This window comes from Streptomyces sp. NPDC031445 (assembly GCF_055581365.1).
The window spans coordinates 470,806-489,334 of sequence record NZ_JBVIJO010000003.1 but is presented as its reverse complement, the minus strand read 5'-3'; the positions used below and the strand labels follow the sequence as shown (position 1 = coordinate 489,334).

The window sequence follows — 18,529 nt, the reverse complement described above, 5'->3', positions numbered from 1 at the left end:
GTCTGGTGCGGTGACGGATGGGACGACGGCGGAGGGTCCCCGCCACGGCAGCGAGGGCTCCCGCCACGGCGGCGCGGACCGCGCCCCGCGCGGCTGGCGCGCGGCGGCCGGGGCGGCCCTGTACGGGCCGGGCGGCTTCTACCGGCGCCCGGAGGGCCCGGCGGGTCACTTCCGCACGTCGGTGCACGCCTCCCCGCTGTTCGCGCGGGCCGTGGCCCGGCTGCTGTGCCGGGTCGACGTGGCGCTCGGGCGGCCCCAGGTGCTGGACTTCGTCGACCTGGGCGCCGGGCGGGGGGAGCTGGTCGGCGGGGTGCTCGCCGCGCTGCCGGCCGACGTGGCCGCACGCGCGCGTGCGTACGCCGTCGAGATCGCCGACCGCCCGGCCGGCCTGGACGAACGGATCACCTGGCTGGGCGAACTCCCGCAGGCGGTCACCGGGCTGCTGTTCGCCAACGAGTGGCTGGACAACGTGCCCGTGGACGTCGTGGAGGTGGATCCCTCGGGCGTGCCCCGGCTGGTGCTCGTCGCGGAGGACGGATCCGAGCGGCTCGGGGAGCCCGTGACGGGCGCGCCGGCCGACTGGCTCGCCCGCTGGTGGCCGCTGCCGGCCGGGCCGGGGCTGCGGGCGGAGGTCGGGCTGCCCCGGGACCTGGCCTGGGCGTCGGCCGTGGACCGGGTCGAACGGGGGCTCGCGGTGGCCGTGGACTACGCGCACACCGTCGACACGCGCCCCCCGTTCGGCACCCTCACCGGCTTCCGCGAGGGACGTCAGACGGCGCCTGTCCCGGACGGCTCCTGTGACATCACGGCCCATGTGGCCCTGGACGCGTGCGCGGCGGCGGCCGGTACGGTCCGCGCGCCCTCCGGTACGGCGCGCACCCCCTCCGCTGCCGCGCGGGCGCGGCAGCTTCCCGGCGCCCGTCTGCTCACGCAACGCGCCGCTCTGCGCGCCCTCGACATCACCGGCGCACGCCCTCCGCTCGCGCTCGCCTCCGCGGACCCCGCCGCCTATGTGCGCGCCCTCGTGACCGCCGGTGAGGCGGCCGAGCTGACGGCACCGGGCGGCCTCGGCGACTTCGGCTGGCTGCTCCAGCCGGTCGGCATCCCGGACCCGCTGGAACCGGACCCGCGGGAGGCGCCCGGACGGTGAGGCCCCGCCCGCCGATGCCGCCGGCTACTTGTCGATGTCGCCGACCACGAAGAACAACGACCCCAGGATCGCCACCATGTCCGCCACCAGCGTCCCCGGCAGCAGCTCGGTCAGCGCCTGGATGTTGTTGTACGAGGCCGAGCGGAGCTTCAGCCGGTACGGGGTCTTGTCACCCTTGCTGACCAGGTAGTAGCCGTTGATGCCGAGCGGGTTCTCGGTCCACGCGTACGTGTGCCCCTCGGGCGCCTTCAGCACCTTCGGCAGCCGCTGGTTGATCGGCCCCGGCGGCAGCTCGGCGAGCCGGTCCAGGCAGGCGTCGGCGAGGTCCAGCGCGTTGTGGGTCTGCGCCAGCAGCACCTCGAACCGGGCGAGGCAGTCGCCCTCGCTCCGGGTGACGACCTCCAGGGTGTCCTGGAGATCGCCGTAGGCCAGGTACGGCTCGTCGCGGCGCAAGTCGAAGTCGACGCCCGAGGCGCGCGCGATGGGGCCGCTCACGCCGTAGGCGTGCACCGCCTCCGGCGTCAGCACGCCCACCCCGCGGGTGCGCCCCCGGAAGATCTCGTTGCCGAGCACCAGGTCGTCGAAGACGTCCATGCGGGAACGCACGGCGGCGACGGCCTCCCGCGCGCGTGCCGCCCAGCCGGCCGGCAGGTCCTCCTTGAGGCCGCCGACCCGGTTGAACATGTAGTGCATGCGCCCGCCGGAGACCTCCTCCATGACGTTCTGGAGCACCTCGCGCTCCCGGAACGCGTAGAACACCGGCGTGATCCCGCCCAGCTCCAGCGGGTAGGAGCCGAGGAACATCAGGTGGTTCAGCACCCGGTTCAGCTCGGCGAGCAGCGTGCGCGTCCACACCGCCCGCCCGGGGACCTCCATGCCGAGCATCCGCTCCACGGCGAGGACCACGCCCAGCTCGTTCGAGAACGCCGACAGCCAGTCGTGGCGGTTGGCGAGCACGATGATCTGGCGGTAGTCGCGCGCCTCGAAGAGCTTCTCGGCGCCCCGGTGCATGTAGCCGATCACCGGCTCGGCGCGGACGATGCGCTCCCCGTCCAGCACCAGCCTGAGCCGCAGCACGCCGTGCGTGGACGGGTGCTGGGGCCCGATGTTGAGCACCATGTCCGTGCTCTCCGCCGCGCCGCCGATACCGACCGTGGTCTCCGTCGTAGGAGTCATGGGCCCAGTTTCCCCTACGTACGCTGGGCGCATGGAAACGGGGAGTCCCGAAGGGACCGGAGCGCCGGCGGACCAGCCGGTGTGGCGCGGGCTGCGGCCCGCTCTGCTGCGCGTGCGCCGGCTGCTGCTGGTGGTGTGGACGGCGGTGCTCGCGCTCGCCGCGGGGCTCCTGCCGGGCCTCCTCACGGGGCCCGGGTGGGCGGTCTGGGCCCTGCTGCCGCTCGCGTGCGCCGCCTGGTGCTGGTGGCTGCTGGAGCGCAACTGGCGCTCGTGGCGGTACGCCGAGCGCGCCGACGACCTGCTGATCAGCCGCGGTGTCCTGTGGCGTGAGGAGACGGTGGTGCCGTACGGGCGGATGCAGCTGGTGGAGGTGACCTCCGGGCCGTTGGAGCGGCGTTTCGGGCTGGCCACCGTGCAACTGCACACGGCCGCCGCCGCGACCGACGCGACCATCCCCGGCCTCGACCCGGCCGAGGCGGAACGCCTGCGCGACCGGCTGACCGAGCTGGGCGAGGCACGATCGGCGGGCCTGTGACCTCCCCCGACGGCCTCGAAGGCGTACCGGACGGCGGCATACCGAGCGGAGGCGGACCTCAGGGCGGCACGCCGCACGGCGGTACACGCGAGCGCCCGCCCGTGACCGAGCACCGGCTGCACCCGGTCACGCCCTTCCGCCGGGCGTGGGCGCCGCTGGCGGTGCTGGCCGGCTGGGCCGCGCACGACCCGAACGGCGCGCAGGAGCAGCTCGACCGGCTGACCGGCACCGTGCTCCTGCTGGGGCTCGCGGTACTGGTGCCGGCGGCCGGCCTCTACGGCTTCCTGTCCTGGTGGTTCACGCACTACGCGGTCACCGACACCGAACTGCGCATACGCACCGGACTGTTGTTCCGGCGCACCGCGCACATACGGCTGGAGCGCGTCCAGGCCGTGGACGTCTCGCGTCCGCTGCTCGCGCGGATGGCGGGCGTCGCGAAGCTGCGGATCGACGTCGTCGGCGCCGACAGCAAGGACGAGCTGGCCTTCCTGGGCGAGCGGGAGGCGGGCGCCCTGCGCGCGGAACTGCTCGCGCGCGCGGCGGGTTTCGCGCCCGAGGCGGCGCACGAGGTCGGAGAGGCACCGGCGCGCGTACTGCTGCGCGTGCTCCCGCGGGAGCTGGCACGCTCCCTGGTGCTGACGGGTGCCACCTGGGGCTCGCTGTGCGCGGCGGTGGTGGTCCCGACCGTGCTGTGGCTCGTCACCCACAGCCTGTGGACGGTCGTCGGGACCGCCCTGCCCCTGGTCGGCGCGGCCGGCGCGAGCAGCGTGGGCCGGTTCGTCACGGAGTTCGACTGGACGGTGAGCGAGTCCCCGGACGGGCTCCGCATCGACCACGGGCTGCTCGACCGCACGCACGAGACGGTGCCGCCCGGCCGGGTGCAGACCGTGCGGATCGTGCAGCCGCTGCTGTGGCGGTGGCCGGGCTGGGTGCGGGTGGAACTGGACGTGGCGGGCTCCGCCAACTCCGTGCTGATCCCCGTCGCCCCGCGCGCGGTCGCCGAGACCGTCGTCGCGCGCGTGCTTCCCGGCGTGACCGTGCCCGGGGAGCTGTCGCGGGTGCCGCGCCGGGCCCGGTGGTGCCTGCCGTTGTGGTGGCGCGGGCACGGGCTCGCGGTCACCGGCGCGGTGTTCGCCGCCCGGAGCGGCCTGCTGTGCCGCCGGCTCTCCCTCGTCCCGCACGCCAAGGTGCAGAGCGTACGGCTCACCCAGGGGCCCTGGGAGCGCCGCTGGGGGCTCGCCGACGTCCACGTGGACACCGGCGCGGACAAGACCGTCACGGCCCGGCTGCGGGCCGCCGAGGAGGCCGCGCGGCTCCTGGACGAGCAGGCGGAGCGGTCCCGCACGGGCCGCCGGGAAGCCCTCCCCGACCGCTGGATGACCACCGGCTGACCGGCGCCGCCCACCGGACCCGCCGACTCAACGGTCCGGCGCGTCGGCAACGCCCCGGGCCCGGCTCCCCTCGCGGGAAGGCCGGGCCCGGTGCTCGTCGCGTACGGCTGACGCCGGTTCAGGAGGCCGCGCTGCGCAGCCCCTGGAGGTCGATCTGCTCCGTCTCGTCGTGCGCGGTCAGGTCGATGACCTGGCCCACGCCCCGGGACCGCTCGTCGGCGGCCTTGAACCCGGCCTCGGACTCGGCCTTGTGCACGGCGAGCGCCTCGGGGCCGACGACGTCGGCGAGGTCCTCGTTCTGCACGGAGTCCAGCGTCGTCTTCGGTGCGCTCTTCTGGGTGCCGAAGAAGTCGAAGCCGCCCTCGACCACGGGGCGCCGCGCGGGCGCGGCCGGTACGACGGCCACGGCGGTCGGCACGGTGAAGTGCCCGGCGGGCGGCCGGCCGGCGGGACGCGCGGGTTCGGTGGCCGGCGCCTGGCCGGCGTCCTCCTTCACGCCGTCCGCGGGTTCTCCTTTGGCGGCGGCCCCGGCGGCGGCATCCCCGGGAGCCGGGTGAGTCTCCGGCTCGGACGCCTCCGACGCGACGGCGACGGGCTCGGCGGACCCGGCCTCCTGGGCAGCGTCAGCGGACTCGGCGGACCCGGCAGCGTCAGCGGGCTCGGCGGACTCGGCCTCCTCGGCCTCGGCTGCGGCCTCGACCTCGGCCTCGGCGTCGGCCCCGGTCTCCCCCTGGCCCGCACCCTCCCGGTCGAACCGCGCGAGGGCCGTCAGCGCCGACCGGTACAGCGAGGCGCCCTCGGGCGAGAACGCCGCCGGCCGCTCCTCGGGGCCGGCCGCCTCCACAGCAGCGGCGGCCGCGGGCTCCGCGCTGCGCGCCGGCGGCAGCGCGCGCGGCGGCGAAGGCGCGGGGTCCGGCTCGGGCACCGCCGCTTCGATCTCCAGCAGACGCCGTCCCTCCAGGGCGCTGGCGCGCTCGGTCTCCGCCGTGGCGTACCGGCGCAGCAGGGCCGCGTGCTCGTTGCGCAGGCCCGCCAGCTCCGCCCGCTTGGCGCGCAGCCGCTGTTCCAGCTTCGCGCGCAGCTCGCGGGACTCCTCCAGGTCGGTCTCCAGTTCGGCGACCCGTTCCTCGAACCGCCACTCGTCGCCCACACGCGCACGCGTGAGTTCGGCGACCTGCTTGCCCGCCTGCGCGTCCCAGCGGCGCATCACGACCGCACCGGCGACCGCCGTCGCGGCGGCCGCAGCGGCCAGCGCGCGCAACACGGTGACCTCGGAGAACACCCACGGACCCAGCGCGCAGGCGACGGATACGCCGGCGATCGCCGACGGGGGCAACAGCCGGTGCAGAGGCGGGGAATGGCGGTGGCGTCCACGTGGCATGGCCAGAAACTTACCGCGCGTAGGCGAATCGTGGGCCCCCGCCCCGTAAAAACACGGCCACACCGTGGACCTCACGGGGCGCCGGGGCCACGACGGCTCAGCGGTCGGTGAGCCGTCCGCTGAGCCACTGGAGCGTCGGCGGGATCTCGCGCCGCCAGGTGTTGAAGTTGTGCCCGCCGCTGCCGAGGATGATCGACGAGATCCGGGTCAGATCGGTGGCCTGGACCCGCTGGATGAACTTCATCGTGGCGTTGTAGTTGTGCTCGCCGACCTTGCTGCTGGTGACGAGCAGCGAGGTGTCCGGCGCGTCCTCGTGTTTCAGCAGCCAGAACAGGTCCGCGCGGTTCCGCAGCTTCTCGTCGCCGTGGAAGAGGTCACCGGTGGTCGGGTCGATCGGCGCGTTGTAGTACGGCGAGAGACCTGCGGCGGCCGCGTACACGTTCGGGTGGTGCATGGCGAGCTTGAGGGCGCAGTAGCCGCCCGTGGAGTCGCCGACGAGGCCCCAGCTGCCCGGCCGCTTGCCGGCCCGGTAGTGCCCGAGGACGGCCTCCGGCAGGTCCTTGGCGAAGAACGTCTCCGCCTGCGGCCCGCCCGGCACGTCGACGCACTCGGTGTCCCGCGGTGGTGCCACGGTCGGCCGCAGCATCACCATGATCATCGGCTGCACCTGCCCGTCCTTGGCCATCCGCTGCGCCGTGCTCGGGTAGTCCAGCTTCTCCACCAGCGCCCGCGCGGTGCCCGGGTAGCCGGTCAGCACGACCGCCACCGGGAACGTACGCGCGCGGTACTGCGGCTGGAAGTACTCCGGCGGCAGGTACACGTAGGCCGGCGTGACGATGTGGGTCGCACGGCCCACGATGTCGACCTTCTGTATCTGCCCGCCGATCTCCGGCCGCGCGGCGCTCACGCCCGGCACGTCGGAGGTGGAGACCACCTGGAGCGGGCCGCCGGTGCTGCCGTTGGCCGAGTGGTCGACGACGACCCCCTGGTCGGTCTCCTGGCCGAACAGGTCCGCCCAACTGGCGTAGAAGCCGAAGGCCTGGTTGGCGGCGAGCCCGACGCAGGCGAAGAGCGCCACCTGGGTGAACAGCAGCAGACCGACCCGCCCGCTGACGGACCGCCAGTTCGAGCGGGCCAGGCGCGGCCACAGCCATACCGTGCCGACGAACAGCACGACGGCGATCAGACTCGCCAGCACCAGCACTTTGTTGCTCGTGAGACCCATGCGCTGCTTCCTGCCTGTGCTTTCCGCCCGCGTCGTGCCCGCGCGACGTTGCGAGGGCTTGCCCGGGGCTTTCCTTGGCCTTTGACCCGACTTTTCGATGGGGAGTGAACCTCTCCCCCCGAGACACCGTCCTAGAGGGCGCAATGTCGCCGGATGCCCGATCGGGCCCGGGTTCAAGGTCTCTCGCAGAACTACGGGATGCGATGTCTGTCAGGATAGATGGGGAAATGTCGGGCGGGGTTCCGGGCCGATCAAGCCGGGCGCGGCGCATACTGCGCGGCCCGCGCCCCGAGGCCGTTCCCTCCGTGGTCGGCAGGGCCGCCGCGCTCGTGGGCGCCCTGGACATCGCCGCGGGCGTGTTCCCGCGCTTCCGTCACAGTCGCATGCACGCCCTGGCGGAGGTGCTGCCGGGCTCCTTCGGGCCGTTCGCGGCGGCGCTCTCGCTCAGCGCGGGCGTGCTGTTGCTGCTGCTCGCGCACGGGCTCAAACGGCGCAAGCGCCGGGCGTGGCGTGCGGCGGTCGCGCTGCTCCCGGCGGGTGCGGTGGCGCAGTTCGCGTACCGGCACTCGGTGGTGGGCGTGCTGATCGCGGTCGCGCTGCTGGTGCCGCTGCTGCGCCACCGCGACCAGTTCGCGGCCCTGCCCGATCCGCGCAGCAGGTGGCGCGCGCTCGCCAACTTCGTGCTCATGAGCGCCGGTTCCCTCGCCCTCGGTCTCGTCATCGTCAGCGTCCACCCGCACCGGACGATCGGCGATCCGAGCCTGGCCGACCGGCTGACGCACGTCATCTACGGCCTGGCCGGCTTCGAGGGCCCGGTCGACTACCAGGGCAACACCTCCTGGACGGTCGCCTTCTCCCTCGGCGCCCTCGGCTGGATCACCGCCGCCACCACGATCTACCTTGCCTTCCGCCCCGAGCACCCGGCCGCCCGCCTCACCGAGGACGACGAGGTCAGGCTGCGCGCGCTGCTGGACAAGCACGGCAGGCGCGACTCGCTCGGCCACTTCGCGCTGCGCCGCGACAAGGCCGTCGTGTTCTCGCCCAGCGGCAAGGCCGCGGTCACCTACCGGGTCGTGTCCGGCGTGATGCTCGCCAGCGGCGACCCCATCGGGGACGTCGAGGCCTGGCCGGGCGCCATCGAGCGCTTCATGGACGAGGCCAGGGCCCACTCCTGGACGCCCGCGGTCATGGGCTGCTCGGAGACCGGTGGCGAGGTGTGGACCCGCGAGACCGGCCTGGACGCCCTGGAACTGGGCGACGAGGCGGTGGTGGACGTGGCGGATTTCTCGCTCGCCGGACGCGCGATGCGCAACGTGCGCCAGATGGTCAAGCGCATCGAGCGGGCCGGCTACGAAACCCGGGTACGGCGCATCCGTGACGTCGGCGAGGCCGAGCTGGAGCGGATCCGCCGGGCCGCGGAGGACTGGCGCGGCACGGACACCGAGCGCGGCTTCTCCATGGCGCTCGGCCGCATCGGCGACCCGGCCGACGGCGACTGCCTGGTCGCCACCGCGCACAAGCAGGATGACGCGCCGGGCGAGTACGGCGACCTGAAGGCGATCCTCCACTTCGTGCCCTGGGGCAAGGACGGCATGTCGCTGGACCTGATGCGCCGGGACCGCAGCGCCGACCCGGGCATGAACGAACTGCTCATCGTCGCCGCCCTCCAGGCCGCCCCCAGGCTCGGCATCACCCGGGTCTCGCTGAACTTCGCGATGTTCCGCTCCGCCCTCGCCCGCGGCGAGAAGATCGGCGCCGGCCCGGTGCTGCGCGCCTGGCGCGGACTGCTCGTGTTCCTCTCGCGCTGGTTCCAGATCGAGTCGCTGTACAAGTTCAACGCCAAGTTCCAGCCGCGCTGGGAGCCGCGGTTCGTGGTCTACCGGAACTCCGCCGACCTGCCCCGCATCGGCTTCGCCGCCATGCAGGCGGAGGGCTTCGTCAACCTCGCCGTGCCGCTGCCGCGGTTCCTGCGCCGGCGCCGGGCGACGGCCCAGCGCACGTGCGCGCACGCGGTGGCCGAACGCGACGTCCGGGCGGCCTGATCCGGCCCCCTGCCCCGAACCCCGACACGCCGAGCGGCACAACCCCCGGGACCGGCCCGGGCGGAGCCCCACCCCCTCCGGCACGGGGGCTTCCGCCCGGGCCGCGGCGCGTTCCGGCGCGGTCCTGGGCCTACGCTGAACGTATGAACAACCTCAGCGGGCGCGGCCGAGTAGCCGGCCTTCCGGCATGGGACCGGTGCGCGGTCATGGGGGTCGTGAACGTGACCCCCGACTCCTTCTCCGACGGCGGCCGCTGGTTCGACACGACCGCCGCCGTCAAACACGGCCTGGACCTGGTCACCGAGGGCGCGGACCTGGTCGACGTCGGAGGCGAGTCCACCCGGCCCGGTGCCACGCGCGTGGACGAGGCCGAGGAGCTGCGGCGGGTCGTCCCCGTGGTGCGCGGCCTCGCCTCCGAGGGCGTCGTCGTCTCCGTCGACACCATGCGCGCCTCCGTCGCCGCGCAGGCCCTCGCGGCCGGCGCCGCCCTCGTCAACGACGTCAGCGGCGGCCTCGCCGACCCGGCGATGATCCCGGTGGTCGCCGACGCCGGCGCCCCCTTCGTCGTCATGCACTGGCGCGGCTTCCTCGAGGGCGGCAACGTCAAGGGCGTCTACGGGGACGTCGTCGGGGAGGTCGTGGACGAACTGCACGCGCGCGTGGAGGCCGTTCTGGCGGGCGGTGTCGCCCCGGACCGCATCGTCGTCGACCCGGGCCTCGGCTTCTCCAAGGAGGCCGAGCACGACCTCGCCCTCCTCGCCCACCTCGACCGGCTGGCCCGCCTCGGCCACCCGCTGCTGGTCGCCGCCTCCCGCAAGCGGTTCCTCGGCCGGGTCCTCGCCGGACCGCAGGGTGCGCCCCCGCCGGCCCGGGAGCGCGACGCGGCCACGGCCGCCGTCTCCGCCCTCGCCGCGCAGGCCGGCGCGTGGGCGGTGCGCGTGCACGAGGTGCGCGCCACGGCGGACGCGGTCCGGGTGGCGCGGGCCGTTCAGGAGGCGCGCGGCGCGGCGGACGCGCCCGGCGCCGGCGGCGAGCGCGGGGCGGAAGGAGAGCGGTGAGCGCCCCCCACACCGACGTCGAGCAGGTGGAGGCCGCCAACACCGCCTTCTACGAGGCACTCGAACGCGGCGACTTCGAGGAGGTCTCCTCACTCTGGCTGACCCCCGCCGACCTGGGCGTGGACGAGACCTACCACGACCCCGCCGACAGCGGTGTCATCTCCTGCGTCCACCCCGGCTGGCCGGTGCTCTCCGGCCGCGGCGAGGTCCTCAGGTCGTACGCCCTGATCATGGCCAACACCGACTACATCCAGTTCTTCCTCACCGATGTGCACGTCTCCGTGACCGGCGACACCGCGCTCGTGACCTGCACGGAGAACATCCTCAGCGGCGGCCCCGCCCCCGAGGAGGGCGCGGAGCTGGGCCCGCTGGTCGGCCAGCTCGTCGTGGCCACGAACGTGTTCCGGCGCACCCCCTCCGGCTGGAAGCTCTGGTCGCACCACGCCTCCCCCGTGCTGGCAGAGACCGACGAGGACGACGACGACAACCACGTGAACGGCGTGAACCCGGACGACGAACCCCTGGCCTGACCCCGAGAAGTGGTTGGAATCACCTACCCCGGGGTAGAAGCGGCTACCAGCCCATGGCGGGACCGGGTTCCCGGGGGAAACGACCGGTGAACCCCGCGGACACCGGCTCGTGCCGACGCCCCCGCGGCCCGGCTCTGTCGGTGCCCGCAGGTAGATTCGTCTGAGGCCGGTGTGCCGCCCGCACGCGGCACGGGCCGGTCGTTCCCGACGATTGCAGGAGTGATTCGCGTGGATCGTGTCGCGCTGCGCGGCCTCAAGGCCCGCGGGCACCACGGGGTGTTCCCCAAGGAGCGCGAGGAGGGCCAGACCTTCATCGTGGACATCGTCCTGGGCCTGGACACCCGGCCGGCCGCTGCCGACGACGACCTGACGAAGACCGTGCACTACGGCATCGTGGCCGAGGAGGTCGTGGCCGTGGTCGAGGGCGAACCGGTGAACCTCATCGAGACCCTCGCCGAGCGGATCGCCCGGACCTGCCTGAAGCACGAAGGGGTGGAGGAGGTCGAGGTCCGCGTCCACAAGCCGGACGCCCCGATCACCGTCCCCTTCGACGACGTGACCGTCACCATCACCCGGAGCCGAGTATGACCCGACCTTTCCACCAGGGTCACAGCGACCCGACCGTCCAGCCGGTGCCCGCCTCGGTCCTCGAGCAGGTCGACGCCGCCGACACCACGCTGAGCAACCCGAAGTGGGCCGTGATCTCCATCGGCTCCAACCTCGGCAACCGCCTGGAGACCCTCCAGGGGGCCGTCGACGCCCTGGAGGACACCCCGGGCGTCCGGGTGAAGGCCGTCTCCCCGGTGTACGAGACCGAGCCGTGGGGCGTGGAGCCGGGCAGCCAGCCGTCGTACTTCAACGCGGTCGTGGTCCTCAAGACGACCCTGCCCCCGTCGTCCCTGCTGGAGCGGGCGCACGCCGTCGAGGAGGCCTTCCACCGCGTCCGGGACGAGCGCTGGGGCCCGCGCACGCTGGACGTCGACATCGTCGCCTACGCCGGCGTCACCTCGGACGACCCGCGGCTGACGCTGCCCCACCCGCGCGCCCACGAGCGCGCCTTCGTCCTCGCGCCCTGGCACGACGTCGACCCGCAGGCGCAGCTCCCCGGCCGCGGCACGGTGGCCGACCTGCTGTCCGCCGTCACCCGTGAAGGTGTCGCGCCCCGCGCGGACCTGGAACTCCGGCTGCCCGAGTAGTCGTTAAGGTCGAGACGGGTCAGGACCAAGACGACCACCGTCCGGAACGGTCCGGGGGAACTGAAGGGACACCGTGAGAGAGCTGCGCATCAGGGTGCTGGCGGGCGTGTTCGTCGTGGCAGGCATCCTGTCCTGGGCGGGTGCCCGCCTCTGGAACTCGATCGGGACCCTCCCCAGCGTCCCCCTGGCCGCCCCCGTCGTCCTCGGGCTGATCGCGGTGGTCCTGCTCTCGACGGCGCTGTCGCTTCGCGCCCGTCTCAAGGCCCAGCGCGAGCGCCGGCCCGGCGCCAAGGGCGTCGACCCGCTGATGGCCGCCCGGGCGGTCGTCTTCGGCCAGGCCAGCGCCCTGGTGGCCGCGCTCGTCGCCGGTATGTACGGCGGCACGGGCGTCTTCCTGCTGGAGCTGCTGGACATTCCGGCCCGCCGTGACCAGGCGATCTACGCCGGTTTCTCGGTCGTGACCGGCCTCGGCGTGATAGCCGCCGCCATCTTCCTGGAGCGGGTCTGCAAGCTCCCGGAGGACGACGACCAGAACCACCCGGGGGCGGAGCCGGTGGCCTGACCGCCTGCCCCGCGTCCCGGCGTGTCCCCCGGCCCGCTCAGCGCGCCATGATGAGGCTCATCGCCTCGTTCCGCGTCGCGGCGTCCCTCAGCTGACCGCGGACGGCGGAGGTTATCGTCTTCGCGCCCGGCTTGCGGATGCCGCGCATGGACATGCACATGTGCTCGCACTCGATGACCACGATGACGCCCCGCGGCTCCAGGATGTTCATCAGGGAGTCCGCGATCTGCGTGGTGAGACGTTCCTGCACCTGCGGCCGGCGGGCGTAGACGTCGACCAGGCGGGCCAGCTTGGACAGACCCGTGATCTTGCCGGTCACGGACGGGATGTAGCCGACGTGGGCGACGCCCCGGAACGGCACCAGATGGTGCTCGCAGGTCGAGTACACCTCGATGTCCTTCACCAGGACCATCTCGTCGTGCCCCAGGTCGAACGTCGTCGTCAGGACGTCCTCCGGCTGCTGCCACAGACCGGCGAAGATCTCCTTGTAGGCACGCGCGACCCTGGCCGGCGTCTCCCGCAGCCCCTCACGGTCCGGGTCCTCGCCGACCGCGATCAGCAGTTCGCGTACGGCGTTCTCGGCGCGCTTCTCGTCGAACTCGCCGATGGGGCCCTCGCCGTCCAGCGTCACCGGGTCGGTCATCTGGGTTCCTCGTTCCTGTGCCTCGCACGCGGATAGCTCGCGTTCCGTCCGCGGACATGCGAAATGCCGCGCCCCCCAGGCTAGAACCTTGGGGGGCGCGGCATCCATTCCGGGCCTTCGGCCGGGACGGGGTCAGCTCTCGGAGCGGTCCTCGGGGGCCTGCTCCGTCACCGGGGCGGACTCCGCGGCGGTGGACTTCACCGTGCTGATCGCCGCCGTCGCGCCGTTCGCACCGTTGGTCAGTGCCAGCTCCTTCGGGGAGAGCACCGGCGGGCGGGTGGACGGGGTGCGGCGGGAGGAGCCGGTCCAGGCGGGCCGCGGCGGGCGCTTGACGATCGGGGCGAAGATCTCGGCGATCTCCTCCTTGCCCAGCGTCTCCTTCTCCAGCAGCTGGAGCACGAGGTTGTCGAGGACGTCCCGGTTCTCGACCAGGATCTCCCAGGCCTCGTTGTGCGCGGTCTCGATGAGCTTCTTGACCTCTTCGTCCACCAGCGCGGCGACCTCTTCCGAGTAGTCGCGCTGGTGAGCCATCTCACGGCCCAGGAACGGCTCGGAGTTGTCGCCGCCGAACTTGATCGCGCCGAGGCGCTCGGTCATGCCGTACTGGGTGACCATCGCGCGGGCCAGGTTCGTGGCCTTCTCGATGTCGTTCGCGGCGCCCGTGGTCGGGTCGTGGAAGACCAGTTCCTCGGCCGCCCGGCCGCCCAGCATGTAGGCGAGCTGGTCGAGCATCTCGTTGCGCGTGGTCGAGTACTTGTCCTCGTCCGGCAGGACCATCGTGTAACCGAGGGCACGGCCGCGGGACAGGATCGTGATCTTGTGGACCGGGTCGGAGTTCGGCGAGGCCGCCGCGACCAGGGCGTGACCGCCCTCGTGGTACGCGGTGATCTTCTTCTCCTTGTCCGACATGATCCGGGTCCGCTTCTGCGGGCCCGCGACCACGCGGTCGATCGCCTCGTCCAGCGCCTTGTTGTCGATCAGCTTCTGGTCGCCGCGGGCGGTGAGCAGCGCGGCCTCGTTCAGCACGTTGGCGAGGTCGGCACCGGTCATGCCCGGGGTGCGGCGGGCCACGGCGGACAGGTCGACGTCGGGCGCGACCGGCTTGCCCTTCTGGTGGACCTTGAGGATCTCCAGGCGGCCCTGCAGGTCCGGCGGGTCGACCGCGATCTGCCGGTCGAAGCGGCCGGGGCGCAGCAGCGCCGGGTCGAGGATGTCCGGGCGGTTCGTGGCGGCGATCAGGATCACACCGCCCTTGACGTCGAAGCCGTCCATCTCGACGAGCAGCTGGTTCAGGGTCTGCTCGCGCTCGTCGTGACCGCCGCCGAGGCCGGCGCCGCGGTGGCGGCCGACCGCGTCGATCTCGTCCACGAAGACGATCGCCGGGGCGTTCGCCTTGGCCTGCTCGAACAGGTCACGGACCCGGGAGGCACCGACACCGACGAACATCTCGACGAAGTCCGAACCGGAGATCGAGTAGAACGGGACGCCCGCCTCGCCGGCGACGGCGCGCGCGAGCAGCGTCTTGCCGGTACCCGGGCGGCCGTAGAGCAGCACGCCCTTGGGGATCTTGGCGCCGACGGCCTGGAACTTGGCCGGCTCCTGGAGGAACTCCTTGATCTCCTGGAGCTCCTCGACGGCCTCGTCGCAGCCCGCGACGTCGGAGAAGGTCGTCTTGGGGGTGTCCTTGGTGATGAGCTTCGCCTTGGACTTGCCGAAGTTCATGACCCGGGAGCCGCCGCCCTGCATCTGATTCATCAGGAACAGGAAGACGACCACGATCAGGACGAAGGGCAGCAGCGAGAGCAGGACGCCGACGAACGGGTTCTGCTTGGACGGCGCGACCGTGTAGCCGTCCGGAATCTGCTTGTCCTGGTACTTGGTCTGCAGCGTGCCGGCGATGGTCACGCCCTGGTCGCCGATGTAGCTCGCCTGGATCTTCGAGCTGCCCTGGACCTTGTAGCCGTCCTTGAGCGTGACCTTGATGCTCTGCTCGTCACCGGTGGTGAGCTTGGCCGACTCGACCTTGTTGTCGTTGATCGCCGCCACGACCTGGCCGGTGTCCACCGTCTTGTAGCCGCCGGACGAGCCGACGACCTGCATCAACACGACCACGGCAAGGACGGCCAGCACGATCCACATGACCGGCCCACGGAAGTATCGCTTCACGTCCATCCATACGGAGCGGTGCCGCCCCGTCCCTCCTGCCATAGTGAGTTTGATAAGACAGTTCTTCTGACGGTACCCCAGCATTGTCGCCCGAAGCCGCACGGAGCCGTTTCGACGGCTGGGGAACCCGTCTCTGCATCCTTCAACGGCGGGGAACCCGCTGGGGTTCCCGATCGTCCTACTGGGCTTGGGCCGACTGGCTCAGCCGCCGTAGACGTGGGGCGCGAGCGTACCGACGAACGGCAGGTTGCGGTACTTCTCGGCGTAGTCGAGGCCGTAGCCCACGACGAACTCGTTCGGGATGTCGAAGCCGACCCACTCCACGTCGATGGCGACCTTGGCGGCGTCCGGCTTGCGCAGCAGCGTGCACACCTTCAGGGAGGCGGGCTCGCGGGAGCCGAGGTTGTTGATCAGCCAGGACAGGGTCAGGCCCGAGTCGATGATGTCCTCGACGATCAGGACGTGCCGGCCCTTGATGTCGGTGTCGAGGTCCTTGAGGATCCGCACGACACCGGAGGACTGGGTGCCCGCGCCGTACGACGACACGGCCATCCAGTCCATGGTGACGGGGGTGGACAGCGCCCGGGCCAGGTCGGCCATGACCATCACCGCGCCCTTGAGGACGCCGACGATGAGCAGGTCCTTGCCCGCGTACTCCGCGTCGATCTTCGCGGCCAGCTCGGCCAGCTTCGCGTCGATCTCTTCCTTGGTGATGAGCACCTGCTGGAGGTCGGCACCCATGTCTTTCGCGTCCACCCGCATCACTTTCGGTCGTCCCGCACTTACGGCCGCGTGCGCGGCCACCGGCTCCGGCCGCGCGCACGGCCTCCGGCTGCCCGGCCCGCCGGAGGTCGCTCCGGGAAGGTCGGGATTCAGCCTTGCCGAATCACCAGTCTGCCACCCTGCCGCTGGGCGACGACCCTGCCCGGGAGATTGATGGCTCCCTGGCCGCGCCAGCCGGTGATCAGACGGTCGACTTCCTCGATGTGGCGGGCGAACAGAGCGCCGGCCGGAGCACCGGCCTCGATGGCGGCGCGGCGCAGGATCCGGCGGCGCACGGCGGGCGGGAGGGCGTACAGCTTGGCGCATTCCAGCAGGCCGGCGGCGTCCCGGACGGAGGCCTCGGCCTGGCGGGCCCAGGCGTCCAGGGCGTCGGCGTCGTCGCGGGAGAGCTGGGCGGTGCGGGCGAGCGCTTCGACGACGCCCTTGCCGAGGGCCTTCTCCAGGGCGGGCAGGCCCTCGTGCCGGAGCCGGGAGCGGGTGTAGGCGGGGTCGGCGTTGTGCGGGTCGTCCCAGACGGGCAGCGACTGGACCATGCAGGCCTTGCGGGCGGTCTGCCGGTCGAGCTGGAGGAAGGGCCGCCGGTAACGGCCGCCGGCCCCCGAGACCGCGGCCATGCCGGACAGGGAGCGGATGCCGGAGCCGCGGGCGAGGCCCAGCAGGACGGTTTCGGCCTGGTCGTCGCGGGTGTGGCCGAGCAGGACCGCGGCGGCGCCGTGGCGTTCGGCGGCGGCGTCCAGGGCGGCGTAGCGGGCGTCGCGGGCGGCGGCTTCGGGGCCGCCCGCGCGGCCGACGGTCACGGCGACGGACTCGGCCGGATCGAGTCCGAGTCCGCGCAGCCGCAGGACGACCTCCTCGGCGCGGAGGTCGGAGCCGGGCTGGAGGCCGTGGTCGACGGTGACCCCGCCGGCCCGGACGCCGAGCTTGGGTGCCTCGAAGGCGAGGGCGGAGGCGAGGGCCATGGAGTCTGCGCCGCCGGAGCACGCGACGAGGACGAGCGGGGAGGGGGGCCGCTCGGCCGTCCGGTCCGGGCGCGCGCCGGCCGGCTGCGGGGCCGGGGGCGCGGGGAGGGCCTGGTGGTCGTTGAGGATGTCGTGGAGGACGCGGCGAACCGCCAGGCGTATCGCCGCGACCGCAGGATGGGGACCCATGTCCGGTTCCCTTCATGAAGTTTTCGGGGGGTGAACCCGCTACGGTCACTCAGAGTGTGTAGATGGTGACAGAAGCGGGCCGTTCCCCGAGCATTGCACGCCTACGCATGGCCCACGGTCCCTCGGACGGGTGATTGGAGGGGCGTTCGCCTGCCGTCGGCCGGATTCCTTTCACGACGTCCACGTGACGTTCACGACTCGGCCTTGCGGTGCACCCGCGCGACCCAGTCCGCCGGTTTGGCGATCTCCGCCTTGGTGGGGAGGGTGTTGGGCGAGGTCCACACGCGGTTGAAGCCGTCCACGCCGACCTGTTCGACCACGGCCCGCACGAACCGTTCGCCGTCCCGGTACTGCCGCAGTTTGGCGTCCAGACCCAGCAGCTTGCGCAGGGCCATGTCCAGACGGGAGGCGCCCTTCGCGCGGCGCTGCTGGAACTTCTCGCGGATCTCCGCGACGGTCGGCACGACGCTCGGGCCGACGCCGTCCATGACGTAGTCGGCGTGACCCTCCAGCAGGGACATCACGGCGGTGAGCCGGCCGAGGATCTCGCGCTGGGCGGGGGTCTGCACCAGTTCCACGAAGGAGCGTCCGGCGTCCTCCTCCTCGCCCTCGGGACGGCCGCCGACCAGGGACTGGGCGGCGTCCCGGACGCGCTCCAGGAAGGTCATCGGGTCGACGTCGGTCTCCGCGAGGAACGACTGGATCTCGCCCTCCAGGTGGTCCCGCAGCCAGGGCACGGCGGTGAACTGCGTGCGGTGGGTCTCCTCGTGCAGGCACACCCACAGCCGGAAGTCGTGCGGCTCCACGTCGAGTTCGCGCTCGACGTGGACGATGTTCGGCGCGACGAGCAGCAGCCGCCCGCCGCCGTTCTCGCCGGCCGGCAGGTCGCGGCCGGCGGGCGCGAAGGTCTCGTACTGGCCGAGGACCCGGGAGGACAGGAACGACAGGAGCATGCCGAGTTCGACACCGGTGACCTTGCCGCCGACGGCGCCGAGGACCGCGCTGCCCGGGTTGCCGCCGCGCCGTTCCTGCATCTTCTCCAGGAGCGGGCGGAGGATCTCGCGGAAGCCGGCGACGTTGGCGCGGACCCAGCCGGGCCGGTCGACGACGAGGACGGGGGTGTCGTGGGTCTCCTCGGTGCCCATACGAGTGAAGCCCCGGACGTGTCCCTCCGAGGCCTTCGCGTGCCGGCGCAGCTCCGCGACGACGGCCCTGGCCTCGTCGCGGCTGACGTCGGGGCCGGGGCGTACGAGGCGGGTCGCGGTCGCCACCGCGAGGTTCCAGTCGACCATCCCGGGAGATGCGGTGCCACCGAAGCCAGTCATGCTGTCAACCGTACGTGAGCGCCCCCCTTTCGGGCAGGCCGTGGGGACACCGACAGGGCCGACCGTGCTTTCCGGTCACCCGGCGCCGCGAGGTGTCCCAGGGCCGGCGGAGCCCGGGGCCACGGCCGGGGCGGTGGCCTCCGTGGTCAGCCCGCCAGCGCCGTCGCCGCCTTGTCCAGGGCCGCCTGCGCCGCCAGGGGGTCGGTCGTGTCCGAGGC

17 protein-coding genes are annotated in these 18,529 nt (G+C 72.8%); 9 read left to right on the top strand and 8 right to left on the bottom strand.

From position 1 onward, the window contains the following. Positions 1-10 precede the first annotated feature (10 nt). A complete protein-coding gene (locus tag ACZ5DC_RS12460) occupies positions 11-1,150 on the top strand; it encodes an SAM-dependent methyltransferase (protein WP_468651992.1) in 1,140 nt (379 codons plus the stop codon). A gap of 24 nt (positions 1,151-1,174) precedes the next feature. Here the strand turns inward: ACZ5DC_RS12460 and ACZ5DC_RS12455 are convergent, their stop codons facing one another. Further along, complete coding sequence (locus tag ACZ5DC_RS12455; protein ID WP_468651990.1) at positions 1,175-2,326, bottom strand: NADH-quinone oxidoreductase subunit D; 1,152 nt, start codon at positions 2,324-2,326, stop codon at positions 1,175-1,177. Between the two features lie 31 nt (positions 2,327-2,357). Between ACZ5DC_RS12455 and ACZ5DC_RS12450 the strand changes: the two genes are divergently transcribed. Both ACZ5DC_RS12450 and ACZ5DC_RS12445 read left to right on the top strand, forming a co-directional pair. Then, the gene (locus ACZ5DC_RS12450; protein WP_468651988.1) at positions 2,358-2,861 is read left to right on the top strand and encodes a PH domain-containing protein; all 504 of its coding nucleotides are present in this window, start codon (positions 2,358-2,360) and stop codon (positions 2,859-2,861) included. Further along, a complete protein-coding gene (locus tag ACZ5DC_RS12445) occupies positions 2,858-4,252 on the top strand; it encodes a PH domain-containing protein (protein WP_468651986.1) in 1,395 nt (464 codons plus the stop codon). Before ACZ5DC_RS12450 ends, ACZ5DC_RS12445 begins: the two co-directional genes overlap by 4 nt. A gap of 118 nt (positions 4,253-4,370) precedes the next feature. Here the strand turns inward: ACZ5DC_RS12445 and ACZ5DC_RS12440 are convergent, their stop codons facing one another. After that, positions 4,371-5,633, bottom strand: a complete 1,263-nt coding sequence (locus ACZ5DC_RS12440; RefSeq protein WP_468651984.1) for a hypothetical protein — start codon at positions 5,631-5,633, stop codon at positions 4,371-4,373. Positions 5,634-5,730: 97 nt separating this feature from the next. Then, complete coding sequence (locus ACZ5DC_RS12435; protein WP_468651982.1) at positions 5,731-6,858, bottom strand: alpha/beta hydrolase; 1,128 nt, start codon at positions 6,856-6,858, stop codon at positions 5,731-5,733. A 227-nt stretch (positions 6,859-7,085) separates the two neighbouring features. Between ACZ5DC_RS12435 and ACZ5DC_RS12430 the strand changes: the two genes are divergently transcribed. From ACZ5DC_RS12430 to ACZ5DC_RS12405, 6 genes are all read left to right on the top strand, one after another. Beyond that, entirely contained in the window at positions 7,086-8,900 is a 1,815-nt protein-coding gene (locus ACZ5DC_RS12430; protein WP_468651980.1) for a phosphatidylglycerol lysyltransferase domain-containing protein, read from the top strand. Between the two features lie 143 nt (positions 8,901-9,043). Then, on the top strand, positions 9,044-9,958 hold the full coding sequence (gene folP / locus ACZ5DC_RS12425; protein WP_468651978.1) for a dihydropteroate synthase: 915 nt from the start codon (positions 9,044-9,046) through the stop codon (positions 9,956-9,958). After that, the gene (locus tag ACZ5DC_RS12420; protein ID WP_468651976.1) at positions 9,955-10,488 is read left to right on the top strand and encodes a nuclear transport factor 2 family protein; all 534 of its coding nucleotides are present in this window, start codon (positions 9,955-9,957) and stop codon (positions 10,486-10,488) included. The genes folP and ACZ5DC_RS12420 overlap by 4 nt, the downstream gene beginning before the upstream one ends. Before the next feature lie 228 nt (positions 10,489-10,716). After that, the gene (folB, locus tag ACZ5DC_RS12415) at positions 10,717-11,076 is read left to right on the top strand and encodes a dihydroneopterin aldolase (protein ID WP_366750247.1); all 360 of its coding nucleotides are present in this window, start codon (positions 10,717-10,719) and stop codon (positions 11,074-11,076) included. Beyond that, on the top strand, positions 11,073-11,684 hold the full coding sequence (folK, locus tag ACZ5DC_RS12410) for a 2-amino-4-hydroxy-6-hydroxymethyldihydropteridine diphosphokinase (protein WP_171154073.1): 612 nt from the start codon (positions 11,073-11,075) through the stop codon (positions 11,682-11,684). The genes folB and folK overlap by 4 nt, the downstream gene beginning before the upstream one ends. A 73-nt stretch (positions 11,685-11,757) precedes the next feature. Continuing rightward, positions 11,758-12,246: a DUF3180 domain-containing protein gene (locus ACZ5DC_RS12405; protein ID WP_468651973.1), complete on the top strand. Its 489-nt coding sequence runs from the start codon at positions 11,758-11,760 to the stop codon at positions 12,244-12,246. A gap of 37 nt (positions 12,247-12,283) precedes the next feature. Here ACZ5DC_RS12405 and folE read toward each other — a convergent pair whose 3' ends face one another. From folE to ACZ5DC_RS12380, 5 genes are all read right to left on the bottom strand, one after another. Next, complete coding sequence (gene folE / locus ACZ5DC_RS12400) at positions 12,284-12,889, bottom strand: GTP cyclohydrolase I FolE (protein ID WP_468651971.1); 606 nt, start codon at positions 12,887-12,889, stop codon at positions 12,284-12,286. Between the two features lie 132 nt (positions 12,890-13,021). Continuing rightward, the gene (gene ftsH, locus ACZ5DC_RS12395) at positions 13,022-15,061 is read right to left on the bottom strand and encodes an ATP-dependent zinc metalloprotease FtsH (RefSeq protein ID WP_468652078.1); all 2,040 of its coding nucleotides are present in this window, start codon (positions 15,059-15,061) and stop codon (positions 13,022-13,024) included. A 195-nt stretch (positions 15,062-15,256) separates the two neighbouring features. Continuing rightward, on the bottom strand, positions 15,257-15,817 hold the full coding sequence (gene hpt / locus ACZ5DC_RS12390; RefSeq protein WP_030342680.1) for a hypoxanthine phosphoribosyltransferase: 561 nt from the start codon (positions 15,815-15,817) through the stop codon (positions 15,257-15,259). A 110-nt stretch (positions 15,818-15,927) separates the two neighbouring features. Beyond that, complete coding sequence (gene tilS, locus ACZ5DC_RS12385; RefSeq protein ID WP_468651969.1) at positions 15,928-16,986, bottom strand: tRNA lysidine(34) synthetase TilS; 1,059 nt, start codon at positions 16,984-16,986, stop codon at positions 15,928-15,930. 191 nt (positions 16,987-17,177) lie between these two features. Next, positions 17,178-18,278, bottom strand: a complete 1,101-nt coding sequence (locus ACZ5DC_RS12380; protein WP_468652077.1) for a zinc-dependent metalloprotease — start codon at positions 18,276-18,278, stop codon at positions 17,178-17,180. Positions 18,279-18,529: the final 251 nt, after the last annotated feature.